14 protein-coding genes are annotated in these 17,660 nt (G+C 74.5%); 10 read left to right on the top strand and 4 right to left on the bottom strand.

Annotated features, from left to right (window positions below):
- Positions 1-66 precede the first annotated feature (66 nt).
- On the top strand, positions 67-564 hold the full coding sequence (locus tag TEK04_RS11455) for a DUF805 domain-containing protein (RefSeq protein ID WP_336404476.1): 498 nt from the start codon (positions 67-69) through the stop codon (positions 562-564).
- On the opposite strand, the gene TEK04_RS11450 is transcribed toward TEK04_RS11455, so the two are convergent.
- The 4 genes from TEK04_RS11450 to TEK04_RS11435 are packed head-to-tail and all read right to left on the bottom strand — an operon-like array spanning position 540 to position 4,427.
- The gene (locus TEK04_RS11450) at positions 540-1,160 is read right to left on the bottom strand and encodes a DedA family protein (RefSeq protein ID WP_336404475.1); all 621 of its coding nucleotides are present in this window, start codon (positions 1,158-1,160) and stop codon (positions 540-542) included. The genes TEK04_RS11455 and TEK04_RS11450 overlap by 25 nt on opposite strands.
- Positions 1,157-2,791 carry a phospho-sugar mutase gene (locus TEK04_RS11445; RefSeq protein ID WP_336404474.1) on the bottom strand — a complete coding sequence of 545 codons (1,635 nt, stop codon included), beginning with the start codon at positions 2,789-2,791 and terminating at the stop codon, positions 1,157-1,159. The genes TEK04_RS11450 and TEK04_RS11445 overlap by 4 nt, the downstream gene beginning before the upstream one ends.
- The gene (locus TEK04_RS11440) at positions 2,788-3,612 is read right to left on the bottom strand and encodes an NAD-dependent epimerase/dehydratase family protein (protein WP_336404473.1); all 825 of its coding nucleotides are present in this window, start codon (positions 3,610-3,612) and stop codon (positions 2,788-2,790) included. The genes TEK04_RS11445 and TEK04_RS11440 overlap by 4 nt, the downstream gene beginning before the upstream one ends.
- Entirely contained in the window at positions 3,609-4,427 is an 819-nt protein-coding gene (locus TEK04_RS11435; RefSeq protein WP_336404472.1) for a purine-nucleoside phosphorylase, read from the bottom strand. The genes TEK04_RS11440 and TEK04_RS11435 overlap by 4 nt, the downstream gene beginning before the upstream one ends.
- Before the next feature lie 66 nt (positions 4,428-4,493).
- On the opposite strand from TEK04_RS11435, the gene TEK04_RS11430 reads away from it, so the two are divergent.
- From TEK04_RS11430 to TEK04_RS11390, 9 genes are all read left to right on the top strand, one after another.
- Positions 4,494-5,630 carry a glutamate--cysteine ligase gene (locus TEK04_RS11430; RefSeq protein WP_336404471.1) on the top strand — a complete coding sequence of 379 codons (1,137 nt, stop codon included), beginning with the start codon at positions 4,494-4,496 and terminating at the stop codon, positions 5,628-5,630.
- The gene (locus tag TEK04_RS11425) at positions 5,627-6,856 is read left to right on the top strand and encodes an amidohydrolase (protein ID WP_336404470.1); all 1,230 of its coding nucleotides are present in this window, start codon (positions 5,627-5,629) and stop codon (positions 6,854-6,856) included. The genes TEK04_RS11430 and TEK04_RS11425 overlap by 4 nt, the downstream gene beginning before the upstream one ends.
- Before the next feature lie 100 nt (positions 6,857-6,956).
- Positions 6,957-8,864, top strand: coding sequence for a methylmalonyl-CoA mutase subunit beta (locus TEK04_RS11420; RefSeq protein ID WP_336404469.1), 1,908 nt, complete (start codon positions 6,957-6,959; stop codon positions 8,862-8,864).
- Entirely contained in the window at positions 8,861-11,065 is a 2,205-nt protein-coding gene (gene scpA, locus TEK04_RS11415; RefSeq protein ID WP_336404468.1) for a methylmalonyl-CoA mutase, read from the top strand. The genes TEK04_RS11420 and scpA overlap by 4 nt, the downstream gene beginning before the upstream one ends.
- Positions 11,065-12,036: a methylmalonyl Co-A mutase-associated GTPase MeaB gene (gene meaB, locus TEK04_RS11410; protein ID WP_336404467.1), complete on the top strand. Its 972-nt coding sequence runs from the start codon at positions 11,065-11,067 to the stop codon at positions 12,034-12,036. The genes scpA and meaB overlap by 1 nt, the downstream gene beginning before the upstream one ends.
- Before the next feature lie 78 nt (positions 12,037-12,114).
- Positions 12,115-12,351: a helix-turn-helix transcriptional regulator gene (locus TEK04_RS11405; RefSeq protein ID WP_336404466.1), complete on the top strand. Its 237-nt coding sequence runs from the start codon at positions 12,115-12,117 to the stop codon at positions 12,349-12,351.
- On the top strand, positions 12,341-13,609 hold the full coding sequence (locus TEK04_RS11400; protein ID WP_336404465.1) for a HipA domain-containing protein: 1,269 nt from the start codon (positions 12,341-12,343) through the stop codon (positions 13,607-13,609). Before TEK04_RS11405 ends, TEK04_RS11400 begins: the two co-directional genes overlap by 11 nt.
- Positions 13,610-13,684: 75 nt before the next feature.
- Positions 13,685-15,088 carry an NAD(P)H-quinone dehydrogenase gene (locus TEK04_RS11395; protein ID WP_336404464.1) on the top strand — a complete coding sequence of 468 codons (1,404 nt, stop codon included), beginning with the start codon at positions 13,685-13,687 and terminating at the stop codon, positions 15,086-15,088.
- A gap of 93 nt (positions 15,089-15,181) precedes the next feature.
- Complete coding sequence (locus tag TEK04_RS11390) at positions 15,182-17,605, top strand: reprolysin-like metallopeptidase (RefSeq protein WP_336404463.1); 2,424 nt, start codon at positions 15,182-15,184, stop codon at positions 17,603-17,605.
- Positions 17,606-17,660 lie beyond the last annotated feature (55 nt).

Raw genomic sequence — 17,660 nt, 5'->3', positions numbered from 1 at the left:
CCCGCACCTGCCGGGCCGGTACGGTCGGGGGAACCGGCCAGCGGGCCGGTGGGCGAAGGGGGAGTCGTGGAGTTCCTGGGCTGGTACGTACGGCGGGGCCGGATCGACCGGCGGGTGTTCTGGCTGCACTACATGCTGCCCATCGCCCTCCTCGGGCTGCTCGCCTTCGGCGTCGACGTGTCCTTCGGCGACACCAACGCCGCCGACGTGCTCGCCGGCCGGGCGACCGTGCTGGAGTTCGGTGCGTTCAGCACGGCCATCGGGTGGGCGACGCTGGTGCCCTCGCTCAGCGCTCACGCCTGCCGGCTGCACGACCAGGGCCGCTCGGCCTGGTGGCTGTTGCTCAACCTGGTGCCCTTCTTCGGCCAGCTGGCCCTGCTGGGCATCTGCGGCTTCGTCCCGGGCCAGCCGGCGGCCAACCGCTACGGCCCGGTGTCCGGCGCCGACCAGACCGGCGGTGGGCCGACCGCGACCGGTGGCCCGGCGGCCCCGGTCGACCAGCGGCCGTGGACCCCCGGCCCGGCGGACCGGGCGCCGGACTACCCGCCGCCGGACTGGCGCTGACGCCGGCGGCGACGCGCGCGCACCCGCAGCACCACCACGGCGGCCACGGCCACCACCGCGATCGCCACCAGCCCACCCGTGGAGATGCGGCCCAGCAGCTTCTCGGCCGCGGCACCCAGCGCCACCACCACCGCGGTGGTCACGCCCGCCCAGAGCGCGGCCCCGGTCCAGTTGGCCAGGGCGAACCGCCGGTAGGGCATGCCCAGCGAGCCGGCCAGCGGGCCGGCGAGGATGCGCAGCAGCGCGACGAAGCGGCCGAAGAACACCGCCCACGTGCCGTGCCGCTCCATGAGGGCCCGGGCGGCGGCCAGCTTGTCGGGGCCCAGGTGCTTCGGGGAGCGGCGGGCGGCCCAGGCGAACAGCCGGTCACCGTAGCGCCGGCCGAGCAGGTAGCCGATCGTGTCGCCGACGGCGGCCGAGAGCGCCGCGCACACCGCGACCGTGACGGGGGAGACCACGCCCTGCCCGGCCAGCAGGGCGGCCCCGATGAGCACGGTCTCCCCGGGCAGCGGCACCCCGATGCTCTCGACGCCGACCACCAGCAGGACGGTCAGGTAGACCACCAGGGGCGGCAGCCCCTGCAGCCACTCGATCACAGGCCCAGTGCCGCCGACGTCTCCGCGCGCAGCCGCGCCAGGTCGGCCGCGCCCTGCCGGCGCGCGGCCGCCACCGCGTTCTCGCCGGCGCTCCGGTCCACCGGCACGACCGACTGCAGGTAGGCCTTCAGCTTGGGCTCGGTGCCGCTGGGCCGGACGACGACGCGCACGCCGGCACCGGTGAGCCGCACGCCGTCGACGTCGGGCAGGAGGTCCTCGGTGACCACGGGCCGGCCCAGCAGCTGGTCCGGCGGGGCGTCGCGCAGCCGGGCCATCGCGTCGCTGATGACCGTGAGGTCGGTGACCCGCACCGACAGCTGACCGGTGGCGTGCACCCCGTGCTCGCGGGCGAGCTCGTCGAGCCGGTCGAGCAGGGTGCGTCCCTCGGCGGCCAGCTCGGCGGCCAGCAGCGCGACCGCCAGGCAGGCGGAGATGCCGTCCTTGTCGTGGGCCACCCCGGGGGTGACCGCGTACCCCAGCGCCTCCTCGTAGCCGAACACCAGCGGTGCCGTCGGCGACCCGGCGCGGATGATCCACTTGAACCCGGTCGGGGTCTCCTCGGTCGGCTGGCCGTGCGCGGCCGCCACCTCGCCCAGCAGCGAGCCGCTGACCAGCGAACGGGCGTAGGTACCGGTGACCCCGCGGCGCAGCAGCCAGTCGCCCAGCAGCACACCGACCTCGTCCCCGGTCAGCTGCCGGCCGCCGCAGACGACCGAGCAGCGGTCGGCGTCGGGGTCCTCGGCCAGCGCGACGTCGGCACCCACCCGCTCGGCCAGGGCCAGCAGCAGGTCGACCGCCCCCGGCTCCTCCGGGTTCGGGAAGGCGACGGTCGGGAAGTCCGGGTCGGGGTGCTCCTGCTCGGGCACCGCGTGCAGGTCGGCGAAGCCCGCGGCGGCGAACACCGCGCGGGTGGTGGCGGTGCCGACGCCGTGCATGGCGGTGGTGGCGACGGTGAGCCGCTCGCGCCCGGGCACCCGCTCGGGGTGCAGCGCGGCCACGACGGCCGCGACGTAGTCGGCCTCGACGTCGTCGCCCAGCGTCGTCCAGTCCTCGCCGCGGCGCAGGTCGCGCGCCGGGCCGGCCGCGGCGATGGCGGCCTCGATCTCCCGGTCGGCCGGGGGCACGAGCTGGGCGCCGTCGCCGAGGTAGACCTTGTAACCGTTGTCCTGCGGCGGGTTGTGGCTGGCGGTGACCATCACCCCGGCCACGGAGCCCCGGTGCCGGACGGCGAACGACAGCACGGGCGTGGGCAGCGGCCGGGGGAGCACCTCGACGACGAACCCGGCGCCGGTGAGCACCTCGGCGGTGACCCGGGCGAACTCGTCGGAGCGGTGCCGCCCGTCGTAGCCGACCACCACGCCTGCCCCGGCGTGGCCGTGGTCGATGAGGTACCGGCCGAGCCCGGCGGCGGCGCGGGCGACCACCGCGGCGTTCATCCCACCCGGGCCGGCCCGCAGCGGGCCGCGCAGGCCGGCGGTGCCGAAGGTGAGGGGCCCGGCGAAGCGGTCGGCCAGCTCGGCGGCGGACGCGTCGTCCCCGGCGTCGAGGAGGGCCTGCAGCTCGGCGCGGTCGCCCGGGTGCGGGTCCCCGGCGACCCACTCCTCGACCGCCGCCCGGTCGAGCCGGCTCACGGCTGCTGCGCGCGGGCCGCCACGGCGTCGACCGCGAAGTCGGGGCCGGCGTACTCCCCGCCGACCCGGTCGAACTCGACCGTGCCGGGGGTGGGCTCGCCGTGCGCGGCGACGACGGCCGCGGCGAACGCCTCGGCGTCGTCGGCGGGCTCGTAGCCCAGGGCGCGGGCCGACGTGAGGTCCCACCAGCCGCGGGTGTTGGCCGAGATGCCCCACACCACGGCGAAGCCGGGCGCCGGCGCGGTGAGCGCGGCGTCGACCAACCGCACGGTGTCGCCGGGGGACAACCAGGTGGACAGGTGTCGCGGGGTGAGCGGTTCGGGCTGCGCCGAGCCGATGCGCAGGCAGACGACGTCCAGGCCGTAGCGGTCCGCGTACAGCGAGCCGAGCGCCTCCATCGTCACCTTCGAGACGCCGTAGTAGGTGTCCGGCCGCGGCTGGGCGTCGGTCTGCGCGTTCTCCACCCGGGGGGACATGCCGGTGGCGTGGTTGCTGCTGGCCAGCACCACCCGGGGGACCCCGGCCAGCCGGGCGGCCTCGAGCGCCACGTAGGTGCCCTCGATGTTGGCGTGGCTGATGGCGGCCCACGAGGGCTCGGTGGCGATGCCGGCCATGTGCACGAGCGCGCCGGCACCCTGCGCCGCAGCGGTGACCGCGTCGAGGTCGGTGGCGTCGGCGACCAGGTGCTCCTCGCCGGCGCGCGGCTCCCCGATCTCCACGACGTCCAGGCTGCGCACGGCGTGCCCGCGCTCGGGCAGCCCGGCGCGCAGCAGGCCGCCGATGTACCCGGCCGCGCCGGTGACCAGGACCGGGCCGGTCACGAGCGGCCGATCAGGTCGACGAGGAAGGCCCCCAGCCGGGTGGCGGCGGCCTTGCCGGCGGCCAGCACCTCGTGGTGGTCCAGCGGTTCGCCGGTCATCCCGGCGGCGGCGTTGGTGACCATCGACAGCCCGAACACCTCCAGGCCCTCGGCGCGGGCGGCGATCGCCTCCAGGGCCGTGCTCATGCCGACCAGGTCGGCGCCGAGGGTGGTGAGCATGCGGATCTCGGCCGGGGTCTCGAAGTGCGGGCCGGGCAGTGCGGCGTAGACGCCCTCGACCAGCGACGGGTCGATCTGCCGGGCCAGCTCGCGCAGCCGGGGGGAGTACAGGTCGGTGAGGTCGACGAAGCGGGCACCCACCAGCGGCGATCGGGCGGTGAGGTTGAGGTGGTCGCTGATCAGCACGGCCTGGCCCACCGTGTGCTGCGGGGACAGCCCGCCGGCGGCGTTGGTGAGGAGCACGGTGCGCACCCCGGCGGCAGCCGCCGTCCGGACGCCGTGCACCACCGGCTCGACACCGCGGCCCTCGTACAGGTGGGTGCGGCCCAGGAACAGCAGCACCTTGTGGTCACCGACGGCCACCGAGCGGATCTCGCCGCCGTGCCCCTGCACGGTCGGGGCGGCGAAGCCGGGGAGGTCCCCGATGCCGACGCTGGCGAGGGTCTCGCCGAAGGCGTCGGCGGCGGGGGCCCACCCCGAGCCCATGACGACGGCGGTGTCGTGGCCCTCGCCGAGCGCGGCGACCAGGTCGTCGGCGGCGCGCGCGGCCACGGCGGCGGGGTCGGAGGGGGAGGTCTCGGTGCTCGGCGTGCTCACGGGCTGCACGCTAACGGAACGGTCCGACATCGGGCCGGGTGCGACGTGCGCTCCTACACTCGCCGGGTGCAGATCCCCTTCTCCTCGTCCGAGCGCGCCAGCCTGGGGGTGGAGTGGGAGCTGCAGCTGGTCGACCGCGAGACCCGCCAGCTCACCTCCGGGGCCAACGAGATCCTCGCCGAGCTCACGCCCGAGGGGCTCGAGGAGCACCCCAAGGCCAAGCACGAGCTGCTGCAGTCCACCGTCGAGATCATCACCGGCGTCTGCACCACGGTCGCCGAGGCCAAGGCCGACCTCGCGGGCACCCTCGCCGAGGTGGTCGAGGCCGCCGACCGGCGCGGGCTGGGCGTGCTGTGCGCCGGCACGCACCCGATCACCGACTGGCAGACCCAGGACATCTCGCCCAAGGAGCGCTACGCGCAGCTGGTCGAGAAGATGCAGTGGCTGGCCCGCCGGCTGCAGATCTTCGGCGTCCACGTGCACGTCGGCGTCCGGTCGCCGGACAAGATCATCCCGATCGTCAACGCGCTGACCCAGTACGTGCCGCACTTCCTCGCGCTGTCGGCGTCCTCGCCGTACTGGGTGGGTGCCGACACCGGCCTGGCCAGTGCCCGCTCCAAGGTGTTCGAGGGCATGCCCACCGCCGGGTTGCCGTACCAGCTGTCGGGCTGGGACGGCTTCGAGGACTACATGGAGACGCTGATCTCCACGCACGCCATCGAGAGCGTGCGCGAGGTCTGGTGGGACATCCGCCCGCACCCGGACTTCGGCACCGTCGAGCTGCGCATCTGCGACGGGCTGCCGACCCTCGATGAGATCGGCGCGGTGGCCGCCATGAGCCAGTGCCTGGTCGAGCGGTTCGACCGGGAGATCGACCGCGGGTACACCCTCCCCGTCCCGCCGAGCTGGGTGCTGCGGGAGAACAAGTGGCGGGCCGCCCGCTACGGCTTGGACGCCGAGGTCATCGTCGACGAGCGGGGCACCGTGCGCCCGGTCCGCGAGGCGCTGGCCGACCTGGTCGAGGAGCTCATGCCGATCGCCAAGCGGCTGGACTGCGCCGCCGAGCTGGGCGACGTGCTGCGCATCCTCGAGGTCGGTGGCTCCTACGAGCGGCAGCGGGCCGTCGCCGCGGCCCACGAGGGCCGGCTGGAGCCGGTGGTGGACAGCCTGCTCGCCGAGCTGCGGGACGGGCTGCCTGCGTGAGCGACGCCGTCGACACCCCGCCCGACGCCGCCCTCGGCGCCGTGCTGGACGACTGGGTGCGCGCCCACCACGACGAGCTGGTGGCCACTCGCCGGCACCTGCACGCCCACCCCGAGCTCGGTTTCGCCGAGCACGAGACCACCGCCTACCTGGAGCGGCAGCTGCGCCGCGCCGGGCTGGCGACCCGTCGGCTGCCCGGGGGCACGGGGCTGGTGTGCGACATCGGCACCGGCGGTCCGGTCACGGTGCTGCGGGCCGACATCGACGCGCTGCCGCTGGCCGACCTCAAGCAGGTGCCCTACGCCTCGACCCGCGAGGGCATGTGCCACGCGTGCGGGCACGACGTCCACACGACCGTGCTGCTGGGGGTGGCCCGGGCGCTGGCCGCGCTCGACGACCTGCCCGGCACCGTGCGCTGCGTCTTCCAGCCGGCCGAGGAGCAGGTGCCCGGCGGTGCGCTGCAGGTGCTGGAGTCGGGGGTGCTCGACGGCGCGTCGCGGGCCTTCGCGCTGCACTGCGACCCCTCGGTCCGGGTCGGGCAGGTGGGGCTGCGCACGGGGTCGATCACCGCGGCCTGCGACCGGCTCGAGGTGACGCTGACCGGGCCGGGCGGGCACACCGCCCGGCCCCAGCTGACCGTCGACCTGGTGCACGCCCTGGCCCGGGTGGTCACCGAGGTGCCGGGTCTGCTCGGCCGGCAGGTCGACCCCCGGGCCGCGCTCTCCCTGGTCTGGGGCGCGGTGGACGCCGGGGTGGCCGCCAACGCCATCCCGCAGACCGGTTCGCTGCGCGGCACCGTGCGCGTGCTGGACCGCACCGTCTGGGACCGCGCGGAGGAGCTGGTCCGGCGCCTCGTGCACCGGGTGGGCGAGGACTCCGGCGCCACCGTGGCCGTGGAGTACGTGCGGGGGGTGCCCCCGGTGGTCAACGACCCCCGCGGGGTCGCCCTGCTGCGGGCGGCCGCGATCGGCACGGTCGGCGCCGACGGCGTCGTGCTCTCCCCGCAGAGCATGGGCGGGGAGGACTTCGGCTGGTTCGCCGAACGCCTCCCGATCGCCCTGGCCCGGTTGGGCACCCACGGCGGCGGCGAGCCGCTGGACCTGCACCGGGGCACCTTCGACGTCGACGAGCGCGCCGTCGGCGTCGGGGTCCGGTTGATGGCGCGGGTGGCCCTGCACTCCCTCGGCGCTGATCTGCCCTCCGCCGCCACGAGCGGTCAGGTGTGACCGTCCCGACAGCGCACCCGGGCGCCGCTGTCGGTGCCATCGGGTAGACAGACGTCGACGTACCTCCCCGCAGCGCAGCACGGAGAACGGTGACCCGACGATGAGCCACCCCGCCCCCGACGCGGTCGAGCCGGCGCCCGCCGACCCGTCCGCCCCCGACGAGCTCGCGCTCGCCGCGGACTTCCCCCCGGTCGACCGCGACCGCTGGCGCGACCTGGTCGCCGGTGTGCTGCGCAAGGCAGGCCGCGAGGAGCTCCCCGACCCGGTCGAGGAGGCCCTGCGCCGGCCGGTGGCCACGGGCGTGACGGTGGCCCCGCTCTACACCGCGGCCGACGCCGCCGGGCTGCCCGCCCCCGGCGTCCCCGGTCGGCCGCCGTTCGTCCGGGGGTCGCGGGTGGTCCGGCCGGCGCCCTCGGCCGCCGAGTCGCAGGTCGCCGGCGCCACCCCCGCTGGCTGGGACGTGCGGGCGCGGCACGCCGACCCCGACGTCGGGACGACGAAGGACGCGATCGGCGCGGACCTGGAGCACGGCGTGACCTCCCTGTGGCTGGTGCTCGGCGAGGCCGGGCTGCCGGTCGAGGCGTTGCCGCAGGCCCTCGACGGCGTGCTGCTCGACCTCGCCCCGGTGACGCTGCAGGGCGGCGAGGCCGGGGCCGAGGCCTTCCTGGCCCTGGTCGGCGACCAGCCGCTGGCCCCCGGCGGCAACCTCGGCCTGGACCCGCTGGGCGACCAGGCCCGCACCGGGGTCGAGCAGGACCTGTCCGGCCTGGCCGGTTGGGCCCGCCGGGCGGCCGAGCACGGCGACCTGCGCACCGTCGTGGTCGACGCGACGGTGGTGCACGAGGCCGGTGCGACCGCGGTCGAGGAGCTCGGCTGCGCGGTCTCGGCCGGGGTGGCCTACCTGCGGGCGCTGACCGGGGAGGGGCTCACGGTCGAGCAGGCCGCGGCGCAGCTGGAGTTCCGCTTCGCGGCCACCGCCGACCAGTTCACCACCATCGCCACCCTCCGTGCCGCGCGGCGGTTGTGGGACCGGGTCGGCGAGGCCGCCGGTGTGCCGGCGGCAGCCCGGGGCATGCGCCAGCACGCGGTCACCTCGTCGGTGATGACCACGGCGCGCGACCCGTGGGTGAACATGCTGCGCACCACGGTGGCCTGCTTCGCCGCCGGGGTCGGGGGGGCCGACGCCGTCACGGTGCAGCCCTTCGACGCGGCCCTCGGGCTGCCCGACCCCTTCGCCCGGCGCATCGCGCGCAACACGCAGGCGCTGCTGCTGGAGGAGAGCCACCTGGGCCGCGTGCTCGACCCGGCCGGTGGCTCCTGGTACGTAGAGTCGCTGACCGACGCCCTGGCCCACGCGGCCTGGGACTGGTTCACCGAGCTCGAGCGGGCCGGCGGGTACGCCGCGGCGCTGTCGTCGGGCCTGGTGCACGAACGGGTCGCCGCGGCGTGGGCCGACCGCTCCCGGCGGCTGGCCACCCGCAAGGACGCGATCACCGGCGTCAGCGAGTTCCCGAACGTCGCCGAGGTGCTGCCTGACCGCCGTCCGGCGCCGTCCCCACCGGCACCGGGGCCGGGGGCCTTGCCCCGGGTGCGCGCCGCGCAGCAGTTCGAGGACCTCCGCGACCGTGCCGAACAGCCGACCGACCGGCCGGCGGTGTACCTCGCGACGCTCGGGAAGCCGGCCGCGAACACCGCCCGCGCCACGTTCGCCGCCAACCTCTTCCAGGCCGGGGGGCTGACGACCTCGGCCGGCGACGGCGCCGACGGGTTCGCCGACGCCGGCACGACGACGGCCTGCATCTGCGGATCGGACAAGGACTACCTGGTCGAGGGCGCCGGTGCCGCCGAGCTCGCCGCCCGGCTGCGCGACGCCGGGGCGACCCGCATCTGGCTGGCCGGCAAGCCCGACCTCGCCGTCGACGGCGTCGACGGCTACGTGTTCGCCGGCTGCGACGCGGTCGACGTCCTCACCACGACCCTCGACGAGCTGCTGGGAGCACGGGCATGAGCACCATCCCCGACTTCGGGTCCCTTGAGCTGGGCACCACCGAGGCGTCGACCGCCGCCGAGTGGGCCGCCGAGTTCGCCGAGCGCACCGGCCGGTCGGTCGGCGACGCGACCTGGGAGACTCCGGAGGGCATCCCGGTGCCCCCGCTGCTGACCGGCGCCGACCTCGAGGGGCTGGACTTCCTCGACGGGTACCCCGGCCTGCCGCCGTACGGCCGTGGCCCCTACCCGACGATGTACACCACGCAGCCCTGGACGGTGCGCCAGTACGCGGGGTTCTCCACCGCGGCGGCCTCGAACGCCTTCTACCGGCGCAACCTCGCGGCCGGGCAGAAGGGCCTGTCGGTCGCCTTCGACCTGCCCACCCACCGCGGCTACGACTCCGACCACCCCCGGGTGCCCGGTGACGTCGGCATGGCCGGGGTGGCCATCGACTCCATCTACGACATGCGCCAGCTGTTCGACGGCATCCCGCTGGACCGCATGAGCGTGTCGATGACCATGAACGGCGCCGTGCTGCCGGTGCTGGCGCTGTACATCGTCGCGGCCGAGGAGCAGGGGGTGGCCCCGGAGCAGCTCTCGGGGACCATCCAGAACGACATCCTCAAGGAGTTCATGGTCCGCAACACCTACATCTACCCCCCGGGGCCCTCGATGCAGGTGATCAGCGACATCTTCGCCTACACGTCGCAGCGGATGCCCCGGTTCAACTCGATCTCGATCTCCGGGTACCACATCCAGGAGGCCGGGGCGACGGCCGACCTGGAGCTGGCGTACACCCTCGCCGACGGCGTCGAGTACCTGAAGGCCGGCCGCGACGCGGGCATGGACGTCGACGCGTTCGCGCCCCGGCTGAGCTTCTTCTGGGGCATCGGCATGAACTTCTTCATGGAGGTCGCGAAGCTGCGGGCCGGTCGGCTGCTGTGGGCCAAGCTGGTCGAGCGCGAGGGCGCGACGAACCCGAAGTCGCTGTCGCTGCGCACCCACTCGCAGACCTCGGGCTGGTCGCTGACCGCCCAGGACGTCTACAACAACGTGGTCCGCACCTGCATCGAGGCGATGGCGGCCACGCAGGGCCACACGCAGTCGCTGCACACCAACGCCCTCGACGAGGCCCTGGCCCTGCCCACCGACTTCTCCGCCCGCATCGCCCGCAACACCCAGCTGCTGCTGCAGCAGGAGTCGGGCACCACCCGGGTGATCGACCCGTGGGGCGGGTCGGCCTACGTCGAGCGGCTCACCTACGACCTGGCCCGCAAGGCGTGGGCGCACATCGAGGAGGTGCAGGCGCACGGCGGCATGGCGCAGGCCATCAGCGACGGCATCCCCAAGCTGCGCATCGAGGAGGCCGCGGCCCGCACCCAGGCCCGCATCGACTCCGGCCGCCAGCCGGTGATCGGGGTGAACAAGTACCCGGTCGAGGCCGACGAGGCCATCGAGGTGCTCAAGGTCGACAACGCCGACGTGCTGGCCCAGCAGGTGGAGCGTCTTCGTCAGCTGCGCGCCGAGCGGGACTCCTCGGCGACCGAGGCCGCGCTGCAGAGGCTGACCGAGGCTGCGCAGGCCGCCGCCGACGGCAAGCGCGGGCAGGAGCTGGAGAACAACCTCCTCGCGTTGGCCGTGGACGCCGCCCGCGCCAAGGCCACCGTCGGGGAGATCTCCGACGCGCTGGAGAAGGTCTACGGCCGGCACGCCGGGCAGGTGCGCACCATCTCCGGCGTGTACCGCGAGGAGGCAGGGGAGGGGGGGTCGATGGAGGAGACCCGCCGGATGACCGAGGCCTTCGCCGAGGCCGAGGGACGCCGTCCGCGCATCCTGGTCGCGAAGATGGGCCAGGACGGCCACGACCGCGGCCAGAAGGTGATCGCGACCGCCTTCGCCGACCTGGGCTTCGACGTCGACGTGGGCCCGCTGTTCCAGACGCCGGAGGAGGTCGCCCGGCAGGCGGTGGAGGCCGACGTCCACGTCGTCGGCGTCTCCTCGCTCGCCGCGGGCCACCTCACGCTGGTGCCGGCGCTGCGCGACGCGCTGGCCGAGCTGGGGGCCGACGACGTGCTCATCGTGGTCGGCGGGGTCATCCCGCCCGACGACGTGCAGACGCTGAAGGACATGGGCGCGGCGGCGGTGTTCCCGCCCGGCACGGTGATCGCGACGGCGGCCCAGCAGCTGCTGCGGGAGCTGTCGGCCCGCCTCGGCCACTGATGGACCTGGCGGACGGAGTCCTCGCCGGCGACCGCCGGTCCATCGCCCGGGCCATCACGCTGGTGGAGTCCCGGCGGGCCGACCACCGCGAGCGCGCGCAGGAGCTGCTGGTCGAGCTGCTGCCGCACGCCGGCGGGGCGCAGCGGGTGGGTATCAGCGGGGTGCCCGGGGTCGGCAAGTCGACCTTCATCGACCAGCTCGGCGTCGACCTCACCGCGGCCGGTCACCAGGTGGCGGTGCTGGCGGTCGACCCGTCGTCGGCCCGGTCGGGCGGGTCGATCCTGGGCGACAAGACCCGCATGGCCCGGCTGTCGGTCGACCCGCACGCCTTCATCCGGCCCTCGCCCACGGCCGGCACGCTGGGCGGGGTCGCCCAGGCCACCCGGGAGTCCATGGTGGTGGTGGAGGCCGCCGGCTACGACGTCGTGCTGGTGGAGACCGTCGGGGTGGGCCAGAGCGAGGTGACCGTCGCCGAGATGGTCGACACCTTCCTGTTCCTCACGCTGGCCCGCACCGGGGACTCCCTGCAGGGCATCAAGCGCGGCATCCTGGAGATCGCCGACGTCATCGCGGTCAACAAGGCCGACGGCCCGTCGGCCGGCGACGCCCGCACGGCGGCCCGCGAGCTGGCCGGGGCGATCCGCATGCTGCGCGGGGACTCGGAGTGGGACGTCCCGGTGCTGACCTGCGCCGGGCTCACCGGCGAGGGGCTGGGCGAGGTGTGGGGCAAGGTCGTCGCGCACACCGAGCAGCTGCGGGCGTCGGGGGAGTTCGACCGGCGACGCAACGCCCAGCAGGTGCGCTGGACCTGGCAGCTGGTCCGCGACGGCCTCGAGGCCCGGCTGCGCGACCACCCCGCCGTCCGGGCCGGGGCGCCGGAGCTGGAGGGTCGCGTGCTGGCCGGGGAGGTCACCCCCGCGCTGGCCGCCCGGGAGCTGCTCACCACCTTCCTGGCCGACCCGACGGGCTGATATCCGCACATCATGGCCGATGGGCTGATATCCTCCCATTGCAGCTGATGGGCTGATATCGACCCAGTGGGAGACCTCGTGAGCACTGAGTGGGCGTACGCTGCCACGCCGTCCGACGTCGGGGCGTTCCTCCGACGCGCTCGCGAGCGCCAGGGCCTGTCCCAGCAGGAGCTCGCCGACGACCTCGGGATCAACCGGCGCTACGTCTACGAGCTCGAGGCTGGCCGGCCCAACATCTTCGCGGACCGGTTGTTCCAGACCTTCCGACACCTGGGCGTCCGGGTGCGGCTCGAGGAGCGCGACGATGGGCTCTGATCGCGGGCCGCTCGACGTCTGGCTGTACGGGACGCACGTCGCGGGCATCGAGCGGCTCGACGGTCGGATCCGGTGGACCTGGCAGCAGGCCGCAACCGTCCGGTGGGGACGAGGCAGCCGTGTGGTCTCCGAGCTCCTGCCCACCGACCGCCCCGAGCACCGCCCGCACGACCGCCGGGTGGAAGTGTTCCTGGAAGGTCTCCTGCCTGAGGGCAATGCCCGCGAACACCTGGCTCACGATGCAGGCCTCGTCGCCGACGACGTGTACGGGATGGTCGCTGCCTACGGTCGGGACACCGCAGGTGCCCTGGTCTTCGTACCGGCCGGTCACCCGCAGCCGTCACCGGACGAGCAGCTGCACCCGGTGGACGACGCCGAGATCGGCGCGATGCTGCGGCGTGCGCTCGTGCACGCACCCGCGCTGGGCAGCGAGCCGGGGGTGCAGTCGACGTCGCTGGCGGGGATGCAACCCAAGATCGTCCTCGTCCGGACGGAGGACGGTTGGGCCCGCCCCCTGGGCGGTGCGCCGTCCACCCACATCATCAAGATCGCGCACCCGGCGGAGTCGGCCGCGGCCGATGTCGTGGACACCGAGGCGGCCACTCTGGCGATGGCTCGGGAGGTCGGTCTCGGGGAGGTGACCGCGACGGTGCAGGAGTTCGACGGGGTGCGGGCCATCGTCGTGTCCCGCTACGACCGCCGCATCGACGACGGCGGCGTGACGCGGATCCACCAGGAGGACTCGGCGCAGGCCCTGGGCATCAACACCGCCGACCCCAACCGCAAGTTCCAGCGGGGGAAGCAATTGCCGAGCCTGGCGGCGATCGCCGACGTCCTGCGGAACGGCGGTTCCGAGCCCGACGCCCTGCTCGCACTCACGACCTTCAACCTCGCCGTGGGCAACACCGACGCCCACGCGAAGAACATCTCCGTCCTGCGGTTGCCCGACGGGACGGCGCGGCTGGCCCCCGCCTACGACGTCGCGATGCACCTGCACCACCAGCCGGGGTCGCGGTCGTTCGCGATGGACGTCAACGACAGCTGGGACGTCGACCGGCTGACGGGGGCGGACCTGGTGGCCGAGGGTGAGTCCTGGGGGCTGCCGCGCAGACGAGCCGAGAGGGTGGTCCGGTCCATGCTCACCCGCGTTGAGGCGGCCCTGCCAGTTCTGGACCGCCCGGAGCACGGTGCGGTGTCCGCGGTCGCCCGAGCCAGGGTGGCGCGCCAGGTCACGACGTTGCTCCACTCGCTGTCGTAGGACCTTGCGCCGTCCCGGGGGCGGCACCGGGGACACTGGGGGTGCACACCGCCCGCACTGCCCTGGAGTTCACCCATGACCCGCATCGTCATCATCGGCGGCGGACCGGCCGGCTACGAGGCCGCCCTGGTCGCCGCCCAGCTCGGCGCCGACGTGACCGTCGTCGAGCGCGACGGGCTCGGCGGGGCCAGCGTGCTGACCGACTGCGTGCCCTCCAAGACGCTCATCGCCGCGGCCGGCGCCATGACCGCCGTCCGCGACTCCGCCGTCCTCGGCCTGCAGGGTTCCGACCTCGCCACGGTCACCCTGGACCTGTCGGCGGTCAACCACCGCATCAAGGGCCTGGCCGTGGCGCAGTCCGCCGACATCCACGCCCGGCTCGAGAGCGTCGGCGTGCGCTGCGTGAGCGGCACCGCCCGGCTCTCCGACGAGATCCGCGGGCTGATCACGCACCGGGTGGAGATCTGCGACCGCGAGGGCGGGGTCCGCGAGGAGGTCGAGTGCGACGTCGTGCTCATCGCCACCGGGGCCGACCCGCGCGTGCTGCCCGGCGCCGAGCCCGACGGCGACCGCATCCTCAGCTGGCGCGACGTGTACGAGCTCGAGGAGCTGCCCGAGCACCTGGTGGTCGTCGGCTCCGGGGTGACCGGGGCCGAGTTCGCCTCCGGGTACCTCGAGGCCGGGGTGCCGGTCACGCTGGTCTCCTCCCGGGACCAGGTGCTGCCCGGTGAGGACGCCGACGCGGCCGCCGTCGTGGAGCGGGTCTTCCAGTCCCGCGGCGGGGAGATCGCCGACCGGGGGCGCGCGGAGTCCGTCGTCCGCACCCCCACCGGTGTGGAGGTGCGGCTGACCGACGGCCGCGTCGTCACCGGCTCCCACGCGCTCATGACCGTCGGCACGGTGCCCAACACCGACGGCCTGAACCTGGAGAAGTGCGGGGTGGCCACCTCGCCGTCCGGGCACGTCGTCGTCGACCGGGTCTCGCGCACGTCGGTGCCCGGCATCTACGCCGCGGGCGACGTCACCGGGGTCTTCCAGCTCGCGTCGGTCGCGGCCATGCAGGGCCGCATCGCGATGTGGCACGCGCTGGGGGAGGCGGTCTCGCCGATCCGGCTGGGCACGGTGGCCGGCAACGTGTTCACCCACCCCGAGATCGCCACCGTCGGGGTGCAGGAGAAGACGCTGCCCGAGGGCACCGACATCGAGAGCGTGCAGCTGCCGCTGGCCACCAACGCCCGGGCCAAGATGAGCGACCTGCGCGACGGGTTCGTCAAGATCTTCGCCCGCCGCTCGACCGGCGTCGTCGTCGGCGGTGTCGTCGTGGCCCCCGGCGCGTCCGAGCTCGTGCTGCCGATCACGCTGGCGGTCAGCAAGGGGCTGACCGTCGACGACCTGGCGCAGACGTTCTCGATCTACCCCTCGCTGTCGGGCTCCATCACCGAGGCCGGACGCCGGCTGATGAGCTCGCAGCCCGGCTGACGGCGAGCAGGTCACCCGGGCGGGTGACCTGCTCAAGCACCGACCCGCACACGACGAATACCTGGCAGTCGTCCTTCTGACCAGGAGTCCCCCGTGTCCCAGGTTCGTCGCCGCGCGCTGCGCAGCTCGGTGCTCGCCGCGTCCCTCGCCGTCGTGGCGTCCCTCGTCGTGGCGCCCCCCGCGCTCGCGGAGGACCCGTCGGCGAGCCCCATCACCAGCGCGGCCCCGACGACCGGCGCGGCGCCGACGAACCAGCCGGACCCCACCTCCGTCGCGACGCCCACGGCCAACCCCGTCCCCACCGACGGCGTCCCCACCGACGACGGCGCACCGACGACGGCCGCCCCGACCGACAGCGCGCCCGCGACGACGGTTGCCCCCGAGGCCGACCCGGCGCTGCCCGAGCCCGGCGAGACCGTCACGGGCGAGCTCGTGCAGGCCTGGCCGGACCCGACCGCCGAGGAGCACGAGGCCGACGGGCACGACCACGCTGACCACGACGCCCACGACCACGGGGACGCCGAGGGCCCGCTGAGCTGGATCGACACCGGCGACGGCGAGGCCGTGCGCGTGCCCACCGACGCGTTGCCCGACGTCGCCGTCGGGTCCACGCTCTCGGTGACCGTCGGCGACCCGGTGGTCGACGAGGCCACGACCGAGCAGGGCTTCGCGCCCGCGGTCGAGGTGCAGGCCGCCGCTGTCCTCGACGCCGCCACCCCCGACCCGACGACGGCCTCGGCCGGTAGCGCCCCGACCAACACGGTCACCGCGGTGCTCGTGGCGCCGGCCGGCACCAGCCCCGACGGGATGACCATCGGGACGGTCGTGGACACCCTCAACGGCGCCGTCCACTCGTTCTGGGACGAGCAGAGCAACGGCACGGTGCGCATCACCGCGGTGCAGGGTGCCTCTGGCTGGGTGTCGTCGTCGGCGGGCTGCGGCGACCCGTTCGCGCTCTGGTCCGACGTCGCCCGGCAGGTCGGCTGGTCCGACGGGCCGGGCAAGCACCTGATGCTCTACGTGCCGAGCAATGCGTCGGGCTGCGCCTACGGGCTGGGCACCGTCGGGTCCTCCATCGGCAGCGGCGGGTTGTCCTACGTGCGCGACGCGAAGCTCTCGGTGATGGGGCACGAGCTGGGCCACAACTTCGGCCTCGGCCACTCGTCGAAGGTGCAGTGCGACGGCACGGTGGAGTCCGGCACCTGCCGGACCGTCGACTACGCCGACTACTACGACATCATGGGCTTCTCCTGGGACCAGGTCGGCACCCTGAACACCGCCCAGGCTGCGCGGCTGGGGCTGCTGCCGTCGTCCGAGCAGGTCGCGCTGACCACCTCCAGCGCCCCGACGACGGTCACGTTGGCCCCGGTGTCGGCGTCCTCGGGCACCCGGGCGGTGAAGCTGACCGCCGCGAACGGCGCGGTCTACTACGTCGAGTACCGGCAGGCCAGCGGTCGTGACGCCTGGCTCAGCGACCCCCGTCTGAGCCAGAACCGTGCGTTCAGCGGCGTCGTGCTGCGCCGGGCGTCGTCGGGCAACAACACCTCCCTGCTCCTCGACGGCACCCCGTCCCCGTCGTCGGGCTGGGGGGCGGACAACGAACAGGTCGTCCTCGCCGGTTCCCGAGCGGTGGTGGGGTCGGGCGCGTTCGTGGTCACCGTCGGCTCGCTCTCGACGGCTGCTGCGAGCATCCAGGTTGCACCGGCGGCTCCGTCGGCGATCAGCGCCAAGTACGCCGCCACCGGAGGGGAGGGTGGCGTGCTGGGTAGGCCTGCGAGCAACGAGGCCTGCGGTCTGCCCCGGGGCGGATGCCTGCGTCACTTCGAGCGGGGATCCATCTACTGGTCGCCGGCCACCGCCGCCCAGGTCATCACGGGTGGTCTTCGCGACCGCTGGGCGAGTCTGGGGTACGAGTACAGCTGGCTCGGCTACCCGGCCAGTGGCGCCGACTGCTCCCTGCCCGGGGGAGGGTGTGTCCAGGTCTTCGAGCGCGGTGCGCTGTACTGGGTGCCGGGGGTCGGTGCGGTCTCCATCAGTGGTGGACTGTGGTCCGGGTGGGCGCAGCGCGGGTACGAGGGCGGGTCACTGGGTTATCCGGTCGCCGATGCGCGGTGCGGTCTCAGCGGGGGCGGTTGCGTGCAGTGGTTCGCCGGAGGCTCCCTCTACTGGGTGCCCGGCTACGGGGCCAGGTCGATCTCCGGGGGTCTCCTCGAAGGGTGGGCGACCCGCGGCTACGAGTTCGGGGTCCTGGGTTACCCCATCGCTGATGCGGCGTGCGGCCTGTCAGGTGGTGGCTGCGTGCAGTCCTTCGTGGGTGGCAGCCTGTACTGGGTTCCTGGGGTGGGTGCCAGGGCGATGACAGGGGGGTTGTACCAGGGGTGGGCCGTTCGTGGCTACGAGACCGGTCGCCTCGGGTACCCGGTCGAGGATGCGCGGTGTGGTCGCGACGCGGCGTGCTACCAGAGCTTCCAGGGCGGGCTCCTGCAGTGGAACCCCAGCCGGGGTGCGTTCGACTGATGCTGCAGCACGTCCATCCTGTGCTGCAGCAACGCCGATGCGCCCCTGGTCGGTG

The sequence above is a fragment of the Klenkia sesuvii genome (assembly GCF_037083825.1).
GTDB classification, from domain to species: domain Bacteria; phylum Actinomycetota; class Actinomycetes; order Mycobacteriales; family Geodermatophilaceae; genus Klenkia; species Klenkia sesuvii.
Note: the sequence above shows the minus strand (reverse complement) of the source record. Positions and strands in the feature narration are given on the sequence as shown.